The organism is Reichenbachiella ulvae (assembly GCF_025833875.1).
GTDB lineage: Bacteria > Bacteroidota > Bacteroidia > Cytophagales > Cyclobacteriaceae > Reichenbachiella > Reichenbachiella ulvae.
The window spans coordinates 4,841,168-4,859,980 of the sequence record NZ_JAOYOD010000001.1 but is presented as its reverse complement, the minus strand read 5'-3'; the positions used below and the strand labels follow the sequence as shown (position 1 = coordinate 4,859,980).

15 protein-coding genes and 1 pseudogene are annotated in these 18,813 nt (G+C 44.5%); 12 read left to right on the top strand and 4 right to left on the bottom strand.

Annotation, left to right across the window (positions count from 1 at the left end; genetic code table 11):
- Window positions 1–48: 48 nt before the first annotated feature.
- From N7U62_RS19905 to N7U62_RS19880, 6 genes are all read left to right on the top strand, one after another.
- Window positions 49–2,265 carry an NADP-dependent isocitrate dehydrogenase gene (locus tag N7U62_RS19905; protein ID WP_264139850.1) on the top strand — a complete coding sequence of 739 codons (2,217 nt, stop codon included), beginning with the start codon at window positions 49–51 and terminating at the stop codon, window positions 2,263–2,265.
- A gap of 220 nt (window positions 2,266–2,485) precedes the next feature.
- Window positions 2,486–2,962, top strand: a complete 477-nt coding sequence (locus tag N7U62_RS19900) for an NADH-quinone oxidoreductase subunit A (RefSeq protein ID WP_264139849.1) — start codon at window positions 2,486–2,488, stop codon at window positions 2,960–2,962.
- A 46-nt stretch (window positions 2,963–3,008) separates the two neighbouring features.
- Entirely contained in the window at window positions 3,009–3,530 is a 522-nt protein-coding gene (nuoB, locus tag N7U62_RS19895; RefSeq protein ID WP_264139848.1) for an NADH-quinone oxidoreductase subunit NuoB, read from the top strand.
- Window positions 3,530–4,033: an NADH-quinone oxidoreductase subunit C gene (locus N7U62_RS19890; protein WP_264139847.1), complete on the top strand. Its 504-nt coding sequence runs from the start codon at window positions 3,530–3,532 to the stop codon at window positions 4,031–4,033. The genes nuoB and N7U62_RS19890 overlap by 1 nt, the downstream gene beginning before the upstream one ends.
- The gene (locus N7U62_RS19885) at window positions 4,030–5,244 is read left to right on the top strand and encodes an NADH-quinone oxidoreductase subunit D (RefSeq protein ID WP_264139846.1); all 1,215 of its coding nucleotides are present in this window, start codon (window positions 4,030–4,032) and stop codon (window positions 5,242–5,244) included. Before N7U62_RS19890 ends, N7U62_RS19885 begins: the two co-directional genes overlap by 4 nt.
- On the top strand, window positions 5,245–6,816 hold the full coding sequence (locus N7U62_RS19880) for a vWA domain-containing protein (RefSeq protein WP_264139845.1): 1,572 nt from the start codon (window positions 5,245–5,247) through the stop codon (window positions 6,814–6,816). It begins immediately after the preceding gene.
- A gap of 10 nt (window positions 6,817–6,826) precedes the next feature.
- On the opposite strand, the gene N7U62_RS19875 is transcribed toward N7U62_RS19880, so the two are convergent.
- Both N7U62_RS19875 and N7U62_RS19870 read right to left on the bottom strand, forming a co-directional pair.
- Window positions 6,827–7,621 (bottom strand): cation efflux transmembrane domain-containing protein, encoded by a 795-nt coding sequence (locus tag N7U62_RS19875; protein WP_264139844.1) that lies wholly within the window; start codon window positions 7,619–7,621, stop codon window positions 6,827–6,829.
- Window positions 7,622–8,285: 664 nt separating this feature from the next.
- Window positions 8,286–8,759: pseudogene (locus tag N7U62_RS19870) on the bottom strand (GNAT family N-acetyltransferase); the annotation flags it as partial.
- Window positions 8,760–9,023: 264 nt separating this feature from the next.
- Here N7U62_RS19870 and N7U62_RS19865 point away from each other — a divergent pair.
- The gene (locus N7U62_RS19865) at window positions 9,024–10,079 is read left to right on the top strand and encodes an IS110 family RNA-guided transposase (protein WP_264136247.1); all 1,056 of its coding nucleotides are present in this window, start codon (window positions 9,024–9,026) and stop codon (window positions 10,077–10,079) included.
- Window positions 10,080–10,469: 390 nt separating this feature from the next.
- On the opposite strand, the gene N7U62_RS19860 is transcribed toward N7U62_RS19865, so the two are convergent.
- Window positions 10,470–10,979, bottom strand: coding sequence for a DUF4411 family protein (locus N7U62_RS19860; protein ID WP_264139843.1), 510 nt, complete (start codon window positions 10,977–10,979; stop codon window positions 10,470–10,472).
- Window positions 10,976–12,139, bottom strand: coding sequence for an ImmA/IrrE family metallo-endopeptidase (locus N7U62_RS19855; protein WP_264139842.1), 1,164 nt, complete (start codon window positions 12,137–12,139; stop codon window positions 10,976–10,978). The genes N7U62_RS19860 and N7U62_RS19855 overlap by 4 nt, the downstream gene beginning before the upstream one ends.
- Before the next feature lie 410 nt (window positions 12,140–12,549).
- On the opposite strand from N7U62_RS19855, the gene N7U62_RS19850 reads away from it, so the two are divergent.
- The 5 genes from N7U62_RS19850 to N7U62_RS19830 all read left to right on the top strand — a co-directional run bounded on the left by N7U62_RS19850 (window position 12,550) and on the right by N7U62_RS19830 (window position 18,795).
- Window positions 12,550–12,807 carry a hypothetical protein gene (locus tag N7U62_RS19850; protein ID WP_264139841.1) on the top strand — a complete coding sequence of 86 codons (258 nt, stop codon included), beginning with the start codon at window positions 12,550–12,552 and terminating at the stop codon, window positions 12,805–12,807.
- A gap of 201 nt (window positions 12,808–13,008) precedes the next feature.
- Window positions 13,009–13,494: a DUF4440 domain-containing protein gene (locus tag N7U62_RS19845; RefSeq protein ID WP_264139840.1), complete on the top strand. Its 486-nt coding sequence runs from the start codon at window positions 13,009–13,011 to the stop codon at window positions 13,492–13,494.
- Window positions 13,495–13,509: 15 nt separating this feature from the next.
- On the top strand, window positions 13,510–14,931 hold the full coding sequence (locus tag N7U62_RS19840; protein WP_264139838.1) for a DUF4919 domain-containing protein: 1,422 nt from the start codon (window positions 13,510–13,512) through the stop codon (window positions 14,929–14,931).
- Between the two features lie 148 nt (window positions 14,932–15,079).
- The gene (locus N7U62_RS19835) at window positions 15,080–17,485 is read left to right on the top strand and encodes a TonB-dependent receptor (RefSeq protein ID WP_264139837.1); all 2,406 of its coding nucleotides are present in this window, start codon (window positions 15,080–15,082) and stop codon (window positions 17,483–17,485) included.
- A gap of 32 nt (window positions 17,486–17,517) precedes the next feature.
- On the top strand, window positions 17,518–18,795 hold the full coding sequence (locus tag N7U62_RS19830; RefSeq protein ID WP_264139836.1) for a DUF4374 domain-containing protein: 1,278 nt from the start codon (window positions 17,518–17,520) through the stop codon (window positions 18,793–18,795).
- The last annotated feature ends 18 nt before the right edge of the window (window positions 18,796–18,813 follow it).

The following is an 18,813-nucleotide window of genomic DNA, read 5'->3' as shown; positions in this document are numbered from 1 at the left end:
TTCAGTAAATAAGCGGACCACAAACGCGAATCAAGCAGTTTTAAAAACATGACAAAATCAAAGATCATTTACACTAAGACGGACGAAGCGCCAGCTTTAGCCACTTATTCATTTTTGCCAATCGTAGAAGCATTCACTTCTGCAGCAGGTGTCGAGGTAGAAACCAGAGACATATCGTTGGCAGGCCGTATCATCGCCAATTTCCCCGAATATCTGACAGAGGAGCAAAAGATCGGTGATGCGCTAGCTGAGCTTGGTGAGTTGGCTAAAACTCCAGAAGCTAACATCATCAAATTGCCTAACATTTCGGCTTCTATCCCACAGTTGCAGGCGGCCATCAAAGAACTTCAAGGTCAGGGATACAAACTGCCAAACTACCCGTCGGATCCAAAAACTGACGAGGAAAAAGAAATTAAAGCGAAGTATGCCAAAGTATTAGGAAGTGCGGTAAACCCTGTCTTGAGAGAAGGAAACTCTGACAGACGTGCCCCTAAAGCAGTGAAAAACTTTGCGAAAAAATATCCGCACAGAATGGGTGCATGGACGGCAGGTTCTAAATCACACGTGGCGAGCATGTCAGGTGGTGACTTCTACGGAAGCGAAAAATCTACGACTATAGCGGCCGCTACTGATGCAAAAATCGAATTTGTAGGAGCGGATGGATCAAGTGAAGTATTGAAAGCTTCTACTCCATTGCAAGCAGGAGAAATCATCGATGCGGCTGTAATGAGCATCTCTGAACTGAAAACATTCGTCGCTAAAGAAATCGATGATGCGAAAGCCCAGGGTGTGCTTTTCTCTCTTCATATGAAAGCTACCATGATGAAGGTTTCTGACCCTATCATCTTCGGAGCAGTAGTAGAAGTATTCTACAAGGATGTTTTTGAGAAATATGCAGATCTATTCGCTGAGTTAGGCGTTACCGCTACCAACGGTTTGGGTGATGTATATGCGAAAATTGCCGGTCACCCGAAAGAGGAAGAAGTGAAAGCTGCCATCGAAGCAGTATATGCGGACAGCCCAGACATGGCGATGGTCAACTCTGACAAAGGCATTACCAACCTGCATGTACCATCAGATGTGATCATCGATGCATCTATGCCTGCTATGATCAGAACCTCTGGTCAGATGTGGAACAAAGAAGGAAAGCAGCAAGACACCAAAGCGGTGATTCCAGACAGATCTTATGCGAGTGTATATCAAGCAACTATCGATTTCTGTAAAGAAAATGGTGCTTTCGATCCAGCTACGATGGGATCAGTGCCTAATGTAGGCTTGATGGCCCAGAAGGCTGAGGAATATGGTTCTCATGACAAAACCTTCCAAATGAAAGCAGACGGTACAGTGAAAGTAACTGATGCTTCAGGAGCTGTATTGCTAGAGCAGGAAGTAAAAGAGGGCGACATCTTCAGAATGTGCCAGGTAAAAGACGCACCTATTCAGGACTGGGTAAAACTAGCCGTATCAAGAGCAAAAGATACTGGAGTACCTGCAGTATTCTGGTTGGACGAAAACAGAGCACACGATGCACAACTGATCCAAAAAGTAAATACTTACCTGAAAGATCACGATACCACTGGTTTGGACATCCACATCATGGCTCCACTAGAGGCCACTCTTTTCTCATTGAAGAGAATCAAAGAAGGTCTGGACACCATCTCTGTGACAGGTAACGTATTGAGAGACTACTTGACTGATTTGTTCCCAATTTTAGAATTAGGTACTTCAGCAAAAATGCTTTCTATCGTACCATTGATGAATGGCGGTGGACTATTCGAAACGGGTGCAGGTGGATCTGCTCCTAAGCACGTACAGCAGTTCAACGAAGAAGGCTATTTGAGATGGGATTCTTTGGGTGAATTCCTTGCATTGGCTGTTTCTTTGGAGCACTTGTCTAAGGTGTTTGACAATCCAAAAGCGAAAGTATTGGCTGAAGCCCTAGACGCAGCGACTGGCAAATTCCTCGACGAGGACAAGTCACCTGCTCGTAAACTAGGCAGCATCGACAACCGTGGATCACACTTCTACCTGGCATTGTATTGGGCACAGGAATTGGCTGCTCAAGACAAGGATGCTGATTTGAAAGCGAAGTTTGAGCCATTGGCGAAAGTGATGACAGAAAACGAAGCTAAAATCAATGAAGAATTGATCGCAGCGCAAGGACAGCCACAGGATATTCATGGCTACTACCAGCCAGATTTCGAATTGGCTGCTAAAGCAATGAGACCAAGTGCAACGTTGAATGAGGCTTTGGCTTCATTATAAATATTAAATAAGCTGTCTTAAATTTACTCATCGTCACTTCGACCCTTAGGGAGAAGTCTCATGTGGGCTACAATGCCGAACCGGATATCTCGCTCTGCCTGCCTAAAGCCAGGCAAACTCGATATGACGTAGTTTTTTAAGACAGCTTTTTGTCTTTTTCGGGCAAAACAAAACATCGGGAAGAACTCGATAGAGTGCTACCCGTTCAAGCAATGGACATATGGAACCAAGCAACTACCAGATTATCCTTCTATTTGCCGTAGGCGGCTTCTTTGCCATCATGGGCGCATTGGTCACGGGCCGATTGCTACGACCTAGCCGACCTAATGAAGAAAAACTCACCACCTACGAATGTGGAGAAGACCCTACAGGTAGTGCCTGGGGCAAATTCAACATCCGATTTTATGTAGTCGCCCTGATTTTCGTACTCTTCGAAACAGAATTGTTATTCCTTTTCCCATGGGCCATCGTATTTAGCGATGAAGGTCTAAACACCTTGACTGAAGGAAAATGGGGTATCCTGGCTTTTGTAGAGATGTCTCTTTTCATCATCGTACTGGCTTTTGGGCTGGTATATGTGTGGAGCAAAGGATTTCTGGAATGGGAAAAACCTGATGTCAATACCAGAGATTTTCAATCCAAAGTACCCGATAATCTCTACGACCAACTCAACACAAAATACAGTTCAAATCAATAAATACATTAGTCTAGTATCTTGAATCTAATAACTATCTTCTAATCATATGAAAGGTTTACTCGATCAAAAGTTCAACAACGGCGGGGTAGTCATCAGCAGCCTCGAAGACCTGACCAACTGGGCACGTATGTCCAGTCTTTGGCCCATGGGCTTTGGTTTGGCCTGTTGTGCGATCGAGATGATGGGGACCATGGCTTCTGGCTATGACCTGGACCGATTTGGAGTAGTACCTCGTGCCAGCCCCAGACTATCGGACGTGATGATCGTGGCAGGTACAGTTACCTACAAGATGGCCGACCGTGTACGCCGCCTGTACGAACAAATGGCCGAGCCACGCTATGTCATCTCCATGGGCTCATGTGCGAACTGTGGCGGCCCCTATTGGGAACATGGCTACCATGTGGTGAAAGGAGTGGATAAAATCATCCCAGTAGATGTTTACGTCCCAGGCTGTCCTCCCAGACCCGAAGCGCTAATCGGGGGGATTTTGAAATTAAGAGAAAAAATTGAAAGCGAGACGCTGGTAGAACCAGAAGGCTTAAGAGAAATTGTAGAAAATCTAGACTAATGGAAATCACTGACTTCAAACAACTACTGACAGAGGAATTTGGGGAAGACGTGGTGCTTTCCATAGACGAAAATGCTACACCTAAAGCATTGGTAGTAGATGCAACTAAAATTCAGGCGATCTGCCTTTTCCTCCGCGATCATGAGAATAGCTTTTTCGATATGCTCTCATGTCTAACGGCCATCGACAATGGGCCTGAGGCCAACACGATGGAGGTCATTTACAATCTTTATTCCATCCCTCACGAGCATTCACTCATGCTCAAAACGGTGATCGATAGAGAAAGTAGTGAAATAGACTCTGTAGAATCCGTATGGCGCACAGCAGACTGGCACGAACGAGAAGCTTATGATCTGTTGGGAGTCAATTTCAAAGGACATCCGGATTTGAGAAGAATATTGATGGCGGCAGACTGGGAAGGTCACCCCCTCCGTCAGGACTATGTAGAGCCCGAAACCTATCGCGGCATGAAAACCATCAGAGAGGAGGGCGATCCATCATGAGTACAATAGAATACAAATACAAGCCCGGCAATCTAAACGCCTCGGCCCCCGCCTTCTACAAAGAAGAAAACCTGAAGCGGGAAGAAATGGTCATCAATATCGGACCGCAGCACCCTTCTACCCACGGGGTATTGAGACTAGAAGTGGTTACAGATGGTGAGATCGTAGTGGATCTGGTTCCACATCTCGGCTACCTGCATCGCTGCTTCGAAAAGCATGCACAATCTGTTCCTTTCAATCAGGCGATTCCATTCGTTGATCGACTGGACTATGTAGCAGCCATGAATTCCGAGCACGCCTTTGTGATGGGGATAGAAAAAATGCTCGGGATAGAAAACGACATCCCCAAAAGAGTCGAATACATCCGAGTACTCGTGGCAGAACTCAACCGTATCGCTTCTCACTTTGTGGCAATCGGCACCTATGGGCTGGACATCGGGGCTTTCACTCCTTTCCTCTGGGTGATGAGGGATCGCGAACATATCCAGCGATTGCTGGAGTGGATCAGTGGAGCACGCATGCTCTACAACTACATTTGGGTAGGCGGATTGTTTTATGACTTGCCTGTCGGGTTCGAAGAAAAATGCCTCGAGTTCATCAACTACCTCAAGCCGAAGCTGGTAGAGCTAGATGATGTGCTGATCAACAACAAAATATTTGTGGAGCGTACCGCTAACATCGGCGTACTTCCTCGCAACCTCGCCATCAACTATGGCGTGACAGGACCTGTGCTCCGTGGGTCAGGATTAAAATATGACCTCCGCAGAGTCGATGGCTATTCAGTCTATCCCGAATTGGATTTTGATATCCCTGTAGGAAAAGGCGAAATGGGTCAAACAGGAGACTGCTGGGACAGAACATTCGTCAGAGTGCAAGAGGTAAAAGAATCGGTAAAGATCATCGAGCAATGCCTCGAAAAACTCACCAAAGAACACAAACGCACCCGAGATTTTGATCCGAGAGCGATGGTTCCCAAAAAGATTCGTCCCAAAGCACAAGACTTTTATGCGCGTGCCGAAAACTCGAAGGGGGAACTGGGTTTCTTCTTCCGAACTGACGGCAGGTCTGATATTCCTGTTCGATGCAAGGCGCGGGCGTGTAGTTTTTCTAATCTTTCCGTATTGGCCGAAATCACACGAGGACACATGGTCGCGGATATGATTGCCATTATCGGTTCGATTGATTTTGTGATGGGGGAAGTGGATAGATAAATGCTCAAATCTTTTCTATCCACCCTCCTGCTAGTATGCTACTCTTGCTTGGTTCAAGCCCAATCTGCTGAGTGGAGCACTAAGGATCAGGAATTAGTCAAATCCCTCAATCAAGAGGTCGATTTGATCAACCTACTTGCGTTGAAGACCTACAAAAATGGAAGAAACTACCATCGCTACAATGAAAGGTTGAATCAAAAAGTCACCTCTGATGCGGAAATAACCAGAGTTCCTCGCTTTTACTTCACTCCAGTCCTATTGCCTACCGCAGACTTTGAGAAGGAGAAAAAACAGCTAGCTCAATACCTCGAAGGGTCAACGCTGGAGCAGCTTCTGGATTCACTATGGTCACTACAAAAAGCCCAAAACCAGACGGGCTCAGCACTCGCTGATCTTACTCAGGAACAACCAGAGCTAAATGATTCATTAGAAAATCAAATATATGCTCACCTCCTATCACTGGAGCAATCCAACGCAGGCTATAGGCAATTGTCATTGCAAATAGAATCTTTGGCCTATGAGACAATAGATAAACGCACTCCCGACAGAAACAATGATTGGAGCAGAAGTGCTACAGCATTAAAATCAGCATTAGACACCGCCCGCAGCTATCTGGCACTAATCAGAAATGGACAATTGACTGATGGCCTGGCATTTGACACAACTGCATTTTCCTCTCAATTGCGTCAATTGGAAGAAAGCAGAAGTGACAACATCGGCCAGATCATGGATCTGGGATCAAATAATGGCAACTCTGCCCCTTCCAGGTACGACAAGGTTTTGTTTCACCTCGATAGAATGATCTCTGAATTCAAAACGGGAAAAAACCTGCCGCTAAATGATCCTAGTAAGTATGAATACATTGTCAACCATTTCAATCAAGCAGTAGATGATTACAATGCCTTTGCACGCATCAGTACCATAAATAACATGGAACCTGCCTTTCTGCTCCAAACGGTGAAAGAACCTGGCATTTATACCATGACTCGACCTGAAAAAAAGGTGGTCCATCCCAAACTACAATCCGTCTCGATGGAAGGCTATGCCATTAACCATACCACTCTTGTACTCGACGTATCTGGCAGCATGAATCACCCTAGCAAACTCCCTGTGATGAAGGAGGCACTAACCGAACTATCCAGCATCATGAGGCCTTCCGATCGCCTATCGGTTGTCATTTATTCGGACGATGCGCGTGTCATCCTGCGTGACGTGTCCTTTACTGACAAAGCTGAACTAAACAAACTGAATACACTCGAGTCCTCTGGTAAAACCCATGCGCAAAAAGGCCTGCAGCTAGCTTATCAAATCGCCAATGAGGGCATGATTCCAAGTGGAAACAATCGGATCATCATCGCCACAGATGGAGATTTCGACATCAGTAGAGAGGGTCTGAAGCAAATTAGATCAGAAGCGAAAAATGGAATCAAACTGAGTGTGTTCGCATTTGGGTCCAGAATTAAAAATATCGATCAACTCAAAGAAATGGCGGATAAGGGAGAAGGCAATTACCAAAGCATTCACCGCCAAAACAGCATAGATGCATTATTGAAAGAGTTGCAAACACCTTGACCGCAATCAGTTACCTCCCTAATTTTAAAATTCGAATGGCTCCCTGAATCACCAGTAGGAAGACAATAGTACCTATGATCAAATCGGGTAGATGAGAATTTAACCAAAACACCAGCATTCCCGCCAGGATAACCCCTAAATTGATAATCACATCATTAGAGGTAAAAATCATGCTAGCCTTCATGTGTGCTTCCTCTTTGCTCTTGGATTTTTGGAGTAGATATAGACAAACACCATTGGCTATCAAAGCCAAAAAAGAAACTACAATCATCGTAGTAAAATCCGGCATCTGCTCAGCCCCAACAAATCGCCGAATTACCTCTGCGAACCCAATGAGAGCAAGAATAACCTGAAAATAACCCGCCAGACGAGCAATTCTTTTTTTTCGATTGAGCGTACTTCCGACAGCCAACAAACTAATACCATATACAAACGCATCCGCCATCATGTCGAGGCTATCTGCCACTAGTCCCATGAATTGAGAAAAGAAGCCAGTGGTCATCTCAATCAAAAAGAAAGCAAAATTGATTACTAGCACGCTCCACAGCAACTTTTTTTGATGGCTTTTTTCATCAAAGTCCATAGCCTCGATCTGCTCAGTACTTACCCTTTGGCCTCCCAGGTTCAGGTCCAGAATCAATGCTTCAATAGGAACAACCACCCCATCATGAAAAACCGTCAGTCTCCTTTTGGCAATATCAAAATCCAAATTACGAATACCTTCCACCCCGTCCAGCTTCATTCGGATCAAACTTTCCTCAGAGGGGCAGTCCATTTTGCTAATTATGAATACTGACTTCTCCATATTTCCCTTTGTTATTTACTCACAAATACTGCTCTCCTAAAATTAGTTTAAATTCTGCAGCAAAGCTCAGCGCGTCTTTTGATATAAGAGCCAAATTAGTGAGAATCTACTACCCTACTAGCGAATCTGTGACATCTGTGTTCCGCCGAGGTTGGCTAAATACTCATCCCGATAGCGGTTCGGAACGCACATGCACTCTACTCCTTGTTGTGCATCGTCTTTCTCAAATTATACCAATCAGAAATTTCAGAGTTAGGTAGGATATTAAAATAACTGCTGTAGAAATTGATAGTCCCAACGATTTCTTCTTGAAGGCCACAACGGCCAAAGTCAGGATTTGTCCTATTGAAGTTAGGTCAGCATGGAATCCAGGCGCCTGTTCGCTTGCACCCCATCCTAATACTAAAAATTCAAAAAAAAACAGAAGCGTAAATTAATACGACGAATATTATCAAATTCACCGTTACTACGATTCCAGTTCTTAATATAACATTATGAGGTAGTTTCATGGGCAGTTCAGTTGGTTATGCCACAAAGGGCATGATGCACAATGCTCTTACCAAACAGACATGAGAGTCAACCGAAGGGCGACCAAAGCGTCCTTGGTAATTATAGAGGATAGAAGTTCGGGCCAAAAAGGAGGAGAAGCAATAGCCAATGACGTTTAGTTGATGTTGTGGTATCGCTTTTCATAATTAGATCGAGTCAATTGCCATCGATTCACTTCTTGTTCAAAGTTTGAAGCTCCTGGGACGGTGACATGACTCATAACAAACTCAAACCCTACTTTTTCCACAGTTTTATTAGGTGCTGGATTAAGAGCATATGGTTCGCAAAATAGCGTCTGTAAATTGAGATTGTTGAAATAATAAGGAAGTGATTTTTTCACAAAATCAGTTCCTATTCCTATTTGTCTGTTTTGTGAATTCCACAGATGCAAATGCATAAATGCCTTATTGCCAAATTCTATTTGATTAACATTTGAACATCCAACTGCTTGTCCATTAATTAACCATGTCAGAAAGTAAGTTTTTCGATATTTCATGTCAATGTCAAACTGATCATTGACTAGTTTTTCTAGCTGGTCCTTTGTTGGTCTTATATTTATGTCAACTCCCATACTTTCTAGAAAGTCAGGAGAAGAACATAGCCAATAGTCTACAAATAATCCAACATCCTATGGTGTCATTTCTCTTACTTGAATCGAATTATCTCTAGTCATTTTAGTCTTTGATGCACCACAACCTAAACTAACAGGAGTGCGTCCCGAGCTTAACAAGTTCGGATAAAACTAATGAATCTGCCGGTGCTTCCAAAGTTTGCAGAAAGCACTCAAGCACATGCCTTAGTTCCCATGATATAACCCAATGGCGTATGAAGTATAAACCAAAGGATTTATATCATGGAAGATTTAAGCACTTACAATTTATTCATTGGCTTGGACGTACACAAGCGCAGCTGGTCGGTTAGCATCTTTGCTGGCCATATTCACCATCGAACTTTCACCCAGCCACCTGAACCAATCGCACTCAAATCCTACCTCGACAAGCATTTCCCTACTGCCAAGGTGATCTGTGCCTATGAGGCCTGCAAGATTGGGTTTTGGATCTGTAGAGATTTGGAGAGTTATGGCTATCGCTGTTTGGTAGTCAATGCAGCAGACATCCCCACCACTCACAAGGAAACCACCGAAAAAACCGACCCAATTGATAGTCGAAAGATAGCCAAAGCTCTTAGAGCTGGATTACTTCGGGGCATTCATGTTCCCAGTATCGAAGTAGAAGGTCATAGGCAACTGTTTCGTTACCGCAAGAAATTGTGGGCAGAGTTGGTCAGGATCAAAAACCGCATCAAAGACAAATTATTATTTGCGGGGATCCCCATACCTACAGAGTTTGATAATGCCTATTGGAGCAAAGCCTTCTTGGTTTGGATCTCGCAAGTTCAGTTTGAATCCAAAAACACAAAACTGACTGTCAACTTCTTGCTGGAGCATTATCATTTTACATATCGTCATTTGCTTAAAGTGGCGATACAGGTCAGGAAAATCCAACGATTAGCTAAGTACAAGCAACAGGCAAAATTACTCAGAGGCATCCCTGGGATCGGCCCATTGACCACTGTACAACTACTCATAGAACTGGAGAGCATAGATCGTTTTCCCAGCTTCAAACACTTCAATAGCTTTATTGGTCTCAAACCAACCAGTCATTCCAGTGGAGAAAGAGACGTGAAAGGCTACATGACTAACCGCCGGCACAAAGCCCTGCGTAGTGCATTGATCGAATGTGCCTGGAGTTGTGTGCAGAAAGATCCCGCTATGTTGATGAGATACGAGGAACTAACCAAGTCGCATACCAAGAAAAGATCAATAGTAATTATAGCCAGGAAACTGGTCTCAAGGATATATCATGTACTCAAAACAGGAGAAGAATATGAGATAGGATTAGTAAAATAGTAAAAAGACCAAAGACTTAAAATCAGCCCCTAACGACAGTTGAGCACCCTGACCTCTTAACACTCGCTGTGTCCCGAACACTATCTTAGTATGGGGCGGGGTGCCATTTTTAAACATCTGACGGGAAACTGTGGACTTTAACGGTACCACTAATGGAAGCATGGGTTGTTTTTGAATCTCGGTCAAAGTTAATAGGCAGCTAAAAGTAAGTAAAGGAGTGGGAGCTACATCAGAGCCCACACAGGAGAATTATGGCCATCCTTGACTTACTTTCATCCACCTATTGGATCAAAGATTCGATTCCAAAACGGCCAAAAGAAACATTATGAAGAAGTTTAACTAAATTTATGCTGCAGAGGGTTATTCATGGAAGTGTTTGTTGGCGATTCGTTATTTTTCTATTCTACTACTGAACCTAATCCCAACCTCCTTCAAAAACTCAAAATCATTTATCCACCTAACATTCATATTGTCACAGACATTAGGGATTTTGATACGTTTCGAGTTAAGTTGAGTGACTTTCTCTTCCTTAGTAACAACAGTTGCTCCTTCGACAAGGGAGTGTGCAATTATCCAAGGGTCTGCCAATGATCTAGCTTTTGTATTGTCAACTAGAAATTTATGTTTGGGATCAGAGGTGTAAATGTTTTGTAGCGCAATAGTTACAGACTCAGTAATTTGCTTTATCGGAATGCTACTTCGTTTAAGCCAGTCTGATAGATCATCTTCTGTTCGAATAATCTCATCTCGCACGGCATTAGGAATAAATATTCTTTCCGCTTTGCCCAGTTCATTCAGATTATCCCAATATTCAGGGCATAGTTGAGGAGAGTAATATTTTTGCCATGCTTGAATAAGGACGTTCGCATCCAAGCAATAAGTGTTAGATGCTTCAGTCATTTATAAATCTGTAGTTCTAATTTAGAGAAGTTGTTTATTGATGTATTCAGTAGAGTGCTAGCTTGAGTCGGCTCAATATTACCGCCTCTAAAAGCATCTAAAACCAATTGAGTAAACAGCCTGCTATTTTTGTTAACTCTCAATAAATATGGGTTAGGTCCACCTTCTCTTTGTTTTGCTTTTTGCTTTTTCTCTTCCTCACGAACCAAAAACTCATTGAAATCATTTTGGACTTGAGCTTTCAAAGTTTGATAATGATCAAATGAAATGATAGATAGATTCAATGCCCTTACAATTAATGCGAAACTACTAACGCCCAAAGTCTTGGCAGTTCGAAATACGGATTTAGAATTATCGTAAACTCTGTAGTCAAATGACTTGATGAGTTCCTCAGGCATTAGCACACTTGCTGCTACTTCGTTGCAAAACCTCTCTATTGGATTGCTGTTATTCGAATCCATTTCAACATCATTTGAGATCCCTGTTTCAGCAATCCATAAGTGGGCAAGTTCGTGAATCAGAGTAAAGAGTTGTGGCGCATCCCAGTCTTGCGAGTTAACAAAAACAAAAGGCGCATATGGGTCTGCAATTGCAAATCCTTGCAATTCATCTTTGTCCAGAAGCAATCTTGAATGAATAAAACTAGTTCTTGATACAAAAATCCCATTGGCTTCAATTTGGTCCACCCAATACTTCACCGAAGACTCTTGCCCATTCATATTCCTTGATATACCCAAGGTTTTTATAATATCCTCTGCGACTTCTGTTGGGCTGTTGTTTAGGGAAAATTTACCAATGAAAGACAGTTTAGATTCTCCGCTTTCTTCCATCACTTCACTAAGCCAATTTTGCTTTTGTTGTATTTCTCTAATGATAAAAATTGAACCAGTAGTAAGATTTTTGGAATCAGATTTGCGGAAATCTTGAAGAGGTTGAAAATCGTTTGGAATTTCTGGTAAAAAGAAAAGAGCAAACGGCCTCTTATAGGATTTAGCTAGTTTTTCCGCCTGCCTAATCGTTGGAAACTCTTCGCCTTCTTCCCACGCAGAAAGTTGCTCAGCAGACTTGTTAACCTTTGAAGCTGCTTCTTCAAGGCTCATCTTTGCCGATTCTCTTGCCCATTTCAGGACTTTTGGTGTTATGTAAGCTTTTTCTGCCAATTCATGGAATTTCTAACTCTCAAAGAAAACAGTTTATTAGATAAACGACAAGATTAATTTCTCCGTTCCAAAATGATCGCCAACAACCTAATATAAACAATGCACTTTACACCCATTTGTAAGTGTTCATAAACGTTCAAAAAAATATTTTCTCTTTCTCAAATACTTGCCGCGCGAAGCAGACTGCCGAACTACTTGCTTAAGCCAAACTAATCTATCTAAAGCATACATCCCAGCTATTGTACCCATTCAGCTTAAAATCAAAAAGACACTATGAGTCAAAGTCCAAGGTCGTCGAGGTTTTGAACCTCGACGACCTTCCTCCCAATTCCAAGCTGTCCACTTCAATCAGGATTTGTCCAAATACAGTCAACTGATTTCAGGACGAAAAACCCCTACCTCCAACTGTAATGGCAAAACCTCCAACAGCAACACTCCTGGCCCCAATTGTAAAGGCCAAAGTTCCAACTGTAACGCCCAAACCTTCAACTGTAACGGTGAAAGTTCCAACTGTAACGCCCGCACCTCCAACTGTAACGGTCAAAAGTCCAACTGTAACGGTAAAAAATGGAAATGTAACGCCCAAAGTCCCAACTGTAACGCTGAAAAATGGAAATGCAACGCCAAAAGTTCCAACTGCAATGAGGGGAAATGGGTCTATTCAGTGAACTGTGTCAGGATCAATAGGTCACCTGATTCAAGTGTCCTCTTTCGCCTTACCAGAACTGAAAATGCCACTCGTATCTGCTACAATTGTTCTCACAACTTTGACAAAGTTTCATGAGCCATCTGACACCTGCTATTCTCCGCCCAAATGGTACAAAGCATAAAATTCTTTCTATTTTAGGGTCCATAACTGCAAAACACACATGAAACAACTTTCCCTATTGCCCCTATTTTTCTTGATTTCGTTCACAGCCTGTCAGCAGCCAGATAAGCCTCAATCCCCTCAAAGCCTGACTACTCAGGAAGAGGAAGCAGCCAAAGCACTGATCCAAAATATCTTTGACGACATATGGTCGGATCTGGATTCGACCAAACTGGCCCACTATCATACCGATGATTTTTACTTGCTGGAGCAGGGAAAAGTCTGGGGCAATGCAGAAATCAAAAACTACCTGCGCGAGGCAAACTCACGCACCAACCGCGCCCTCAGGACCAATCGCATGGAATTTATCTCCATAGAAAAGATCGACGGCCACATCCTGATGGCCTACGACAACTATGCGGACTTTACCCGAGCAGATACGCTCGTAGGGCAAGCCCACTGGCTCGAAAGCGCAGTAGCCACCCTGACCGAGCAGGGCTGGAAACTCAAAATGATGCACTCGACGCGAGTTAGAAACGAAAACTAAATCAATCTCCAGTCTATGAATCTTAGAATCCTTCTCCTCACCATTTTCACGTCCATTTCGGCGACCCTATTGGCACAGCAATCAGCCGAAGAAATCCTCCAACAAGCCAAAAGCTATTACGAACAGGATCAAACCCGCCAAGCGCTGAACCTGTTCAGCAAATACATCGCTATGGACTCCAGCAACGCTTACGCTTTTTATTTGAGAGGCAATTGCTACGCGGATGTAAACCAGATCGAGATGTCTAAGTCTGACTACATGACAGCCATAGCACTGGATCCTGAGCTCGCCAATGTCTATTACAACCTCGGCAATACCTACGAGTCCATGGAGCAGCTGGACAGTGCAGAATATTATTTCCGGATCTACATCCGAAAGGACAGCACCGAGACTGACGGCCTGGTCCGACTAGGCAATGTGCTGAAATATCAGGACAAGACCGACTCGGTCCTCTACTACTTCGAAAAGGCCTACGCCATGGACAGCAGCAACCTCATGACCACCTACTTTCTGTCACAGGAATACTACGGCATGGCCAACTTTGAAAGGACCATAGAGCTATCCCGAACAGCCCAAAAAATCGATTCGCTGGACATCAACTTCTACTTGTTCCATGGGCTGAGTGCCATCAAATTGGGCCGATTTGAGGAAGCCCTGCAAAAAGCCGAAGCAGCCATAGCCATCGACTCAGTTAACATCGATGCGATACTGCTAGCCATAGAGGCAGAGATCTTGAGCCAAACAAAACCTGAAAGCATCCAAATGGACTCTAGCTATCGCTACAAGTTCACCAACTATCGCAGCTCCCAGCTCAGTGAGCTACTTAGCCGCGAGGACCTTGCCATGGCAGACTGGAGTCAACTGATCGAACAAAAGCAGGTGCTGGGTCTCGACCAATACTTCGAGCACTACATCGCCCAGAGCAAAAACGAAAGCTACTCCCCCTACTCTGCTCGTGGCAATGTCCAGCTCAGGGAATTCTGGCAATCTGAGAACCTGGCTGAAGTCGCCAACATGGCCCCTGATGTGATCAGTACCTGCCCCCTCAACCTGGACGATCTGTATAAAGTAGCCGTGGCAAACTACATGACAGGAGATATAAAAGGATTCAGAAACTATTACACCCTCTATTTCGGCCTGATAGAAAGCCTGATAGCTACTGGAGACGGTCAGGGATTTGAAACGGCCTTCATCGTCGCATCTACCTCCGACGAATATGCCATCCTCCACTATTTCGGACTGGGGAGCCAGGGCCAATCCCTCCATCACAGCGAGGGACACAGTTACGATGTGCTAAAAACGATCAATGATTACGAAGAACAGCAAGACCTCTACTTTATGATTGACTTACCTTTTGGCCACCTGGGCTCTACCTTATCTAATACAGGAGAAAAAAAGGACAAGAAAAAGAAGAAACGAAAAAACAAAGACAAGTAACGCTACCTCAGGCCTCTACACCAGTATTCCTCTGATTTTCGTCAATAAATTCCATTGATGAAGCCTTTTTCACTAGTCCTAGCGATTGACTCGCAAGGGATCCCACTCTATTTTCGCATTCTATTTATAATCAATCTAAATAAAAATAGTGCGAAACACCTGTCTGATATTATCTCTACTGCTACTCAGTATTACCGCCCAGGGACAAAATCCCACGGCCCAAATCAAGGGTATCGTTCTGGATGAAAATCAGGAGCCACTACCCGGCTTCACCGTCCGACTCAAAGAAAGTGACAGGGGAGCCATCACGGATCTGAATGGATACTTTCAGATCCAAAACCTTAAAGCTGGACATCACACATTGCAGCTCAGTGGTGTAGGATACCAAACCAAAAGTCTGGTCCGCCAACTGCAAAAAGGACAGCAGCTAGAAATCAAAGTCAATATGGAGGTGAGCACCCAGGAAATGAATGAGGTGATCGTCTATGGCAAATCTGAAGCTCGCCTAATCAAAGAAAAGGGCTTTGCCGTCAATGCCATCGAGGCAAAAGACCTGGAGGTTCAATCCATACAGGTCAACGATGTATTGGATCAGAGCGCAGGCGTACGTATCCGCCAGTCCGGTGGTATGGGATCTCGTGTTCGCTACAACATCAATGGCCTATCTGGCAGCTCAGTCAAAATATTCATCGATGGCATCCCTATCGACAACTATGGCTCCTCCTTTTCCCTCAACAGCATCCCTACCTCTATGATCAAACGCATAGAAGTGTACAAAGGCGTGGTTCCTGCCGAACTAGGCGGAGATGCCATGGGTGGCGCCATCAACGTGGTTACCAAAAACAGTACAGACAACAGCCTGAACGTTTCCTACTCCTACGGCTCCTTCAACACCCACCAGGCCAGCGTCAATGGTGTATTCAGAGCAAAAAAATCCGGCCTGACCACCAGAGCCTCTGCATTCTACAACTACTCGGACAACAGCTACAAAGTCTGGGGCAAAAATGTCTATGTAGTAGACGAGAGAGGCAAAGACCAATATGTCACCGCCAAAAGATTCCACGACAGCTACGAGTCCAAAGGCCTAAAAATGGATTTTGGCTTCACGGACAAAAAATGGGCAGATCAGGCCTTCATTGGCTTTCTGGCATCAGACATGCGAAAAGACATCCAGCATGCTACCACCATGGAGATCGTCTATGGCAACCGATGGGTAGGACAAAGCACGCAGATGTTGCACGCAACCTACGTGAAGAAGGAACTGCTTCCTGGCCTGGACATCAATGCATTTGCCTCCTATTCTCATCTAAAAAGAAACCTGGTAGACACCGTGGGATATATCTACAACTGGCTAGGTCAGCGCACCATCAACCCCAACACGGGAGAATACTACACCTGGCTGAGTGGCGCAGAAGGAGGAGATTCTACTCTCAACATCGACTATGAAAAAAAATATACGGGACGACTAAACTTCGCCTATCAGTTAGCCGCCAACACCCGACTTTCAGCCAACTGGCTCACCACGCACTTCGAAAGAGACTCGAAAGACGAGCTAGATCCCGAGTTGATCCAAAGTCTACAGGACACCAGAAGCTTATGGAAAAATCTCGTAGGCCTGGCACTGGAACAATCTGCCATGGACGAAAAATTAAAGGCATCTGTGTTCTACAAGTTCTATGCGCAAAAGGTAGGCATGAACCAACCCACCCTCAATAGAAACAACGAACTGGTCATCAATTCCTACGATGCACAAAGTCAAAACTCTGGTTACGGGATGGCCTTTTCCTATGAAGTCCTACCCCAATCCATCCTTCTATTATCAGGAGAGAACACCATCCGTATGCCTAACAGCCGCGAGCTATTCGGAGACGTTTCAGAGAATGTAGAATCATCCTCCTCTGCCCTGAAACCAGAGCGCAGCATCAACTTCAATGCCGGCCTGAACCTCGGTCCTTACAGATTCGCAGTGCATTCCATCAGCCTCAACACCAATGTTTTCTACCGTAGGATCCAGGATAGGATCATGCCAGGCGTCCCGGATCAGCAGGACGAAACTTTCAGCTACATCAATGTCAGCTCCGTGCTCAGCACTGGATTTGATACAGAGCTGATGTACGGATTCAAAGACTTGATCACCTGGAAATCCAGCTTTTCACTGGCCAATCCGCGTTTCAACACAAAATATGATGCCAATGGTTCTCCTTACCTCTACTATGGAGATCGCCTCAGAAACGAACCCTACCTCACGGCCAATTCCAATTTACGATTCAGTCAGGTAGACCTCATCCAAAAGGACGCTCGCTTTTCTGCCTTTTACAATTTGGGCTATGTCCATGAGTTTTACAAAAACTGGCCTAGCATCGGAGGAGCGGGCAAGGACCAGATCCCAAGTCAGCTCGTACACGATCTGGGCATTTCTTACACCTTCCCTGGAGAAAAAATCACACTCAGCTGTGATGCCAAAAACATTCTGAATGAGCAGGTCTTTGACAACTGGGCCCTGCAGAAACCAGGAAGAGCATTTTACGGAAAAATTACCTACAACATATTTTAAATAGATAAATAGTAATAATCATGTTTGATACAATGAAAAATATAATGAGCAAGATGCTCATTGCAGGAGTGGTAATGGCAGGCTTTGCCTGTGACAATGAAAATGGAGGAGAAACTCCAGACACCACTGGCGATAGACTCTATACCATTGCCTTTGCCGATGGCTCGGGCAATCCATCTGCAACTTATGTTCAGAGCCATACGGCACTGACTGCTGAGACACAAATTTCCTTCAAGGGTTTTGGTTTCGAACTACCTTCTACCCGTACCGCACGTGTTTTCACCTCTTCGGATGGAAAAACTATGTATAGCCTGGACTATGGTGGAGGCAGTATCTACAAATTTGAAAACCATGGCGGACAAGACTATGTGCAGGTAGACAAAACCAACATCGAGTTTGCCATGGGGACGGCCTACCCAAGATGGACGCGTCTGAATGACGATCACGCCATGTTGCACTCAATCGCTACCGAGCAGGTATTTGATGAAGAGACTGGAGACTATGTTTATACCAAAGCAATTGCTCGTCTGCTGCTGGTAGATCTGGAAGACCTGGGTATGAGCACCAACGTAGAATTCGAAATCCCAAGATCAGCCATGGACGAAGAGACTGGCGATTTTGTATTCCGCATCGACGCACCTGTAGTGGCTGGAGACAAAATCTACTACGGCATGGGCAAAAGAGGCGTAAACCCGGCCGATTTGGAAGAAAGAGCATCTGCGGCTTACAACAATGTAGAGACTTTGGTTTTGGACTTTCCAAGCTTAGAAAATCCAGGCGTCCTGTCTACAGACATGGCAGGTGGAGCTACGAATGGTTACAGAACTACTGTAGCTTATCAAGACGAGCTAGGAGATGTCTACCAGATCATTACTGTTCCTGACAACACCAAAGACACCTACATCCTAAAAATCACTAATGGAGCCTACGACGAAAGCTTCACTTTCAACCTATCAGAAAAGCTAGGCGTCAATACCATTTCCAATGGATGGTTTTATGTGGGAGACGGTATCGGCTATGTGCCATTTGCCAATTCCGACGAAGGAAGCACGAGAGAAGCCGTGTGGTCTGTGGCTAGAGTGGACCTTTACAAAGGCTCTGCCGTTCAGCTGAACACACCTGACAATCTATGGCTCCAGCAATACCAAAACAGTGTGGCTATAGATGACAAATTCTACATGGCACTGGCTCCAATAGGTGAGGAAGGTTTCGTCTATGAATTTGATATCAACTCCGAATCTGCGGATGCGCTGAGCCCAGCTGCGTCTATCGAATCAGCAGCTGATTCTTACTACATCGGCATTTATTAATCCCCAAAAACTACAAAC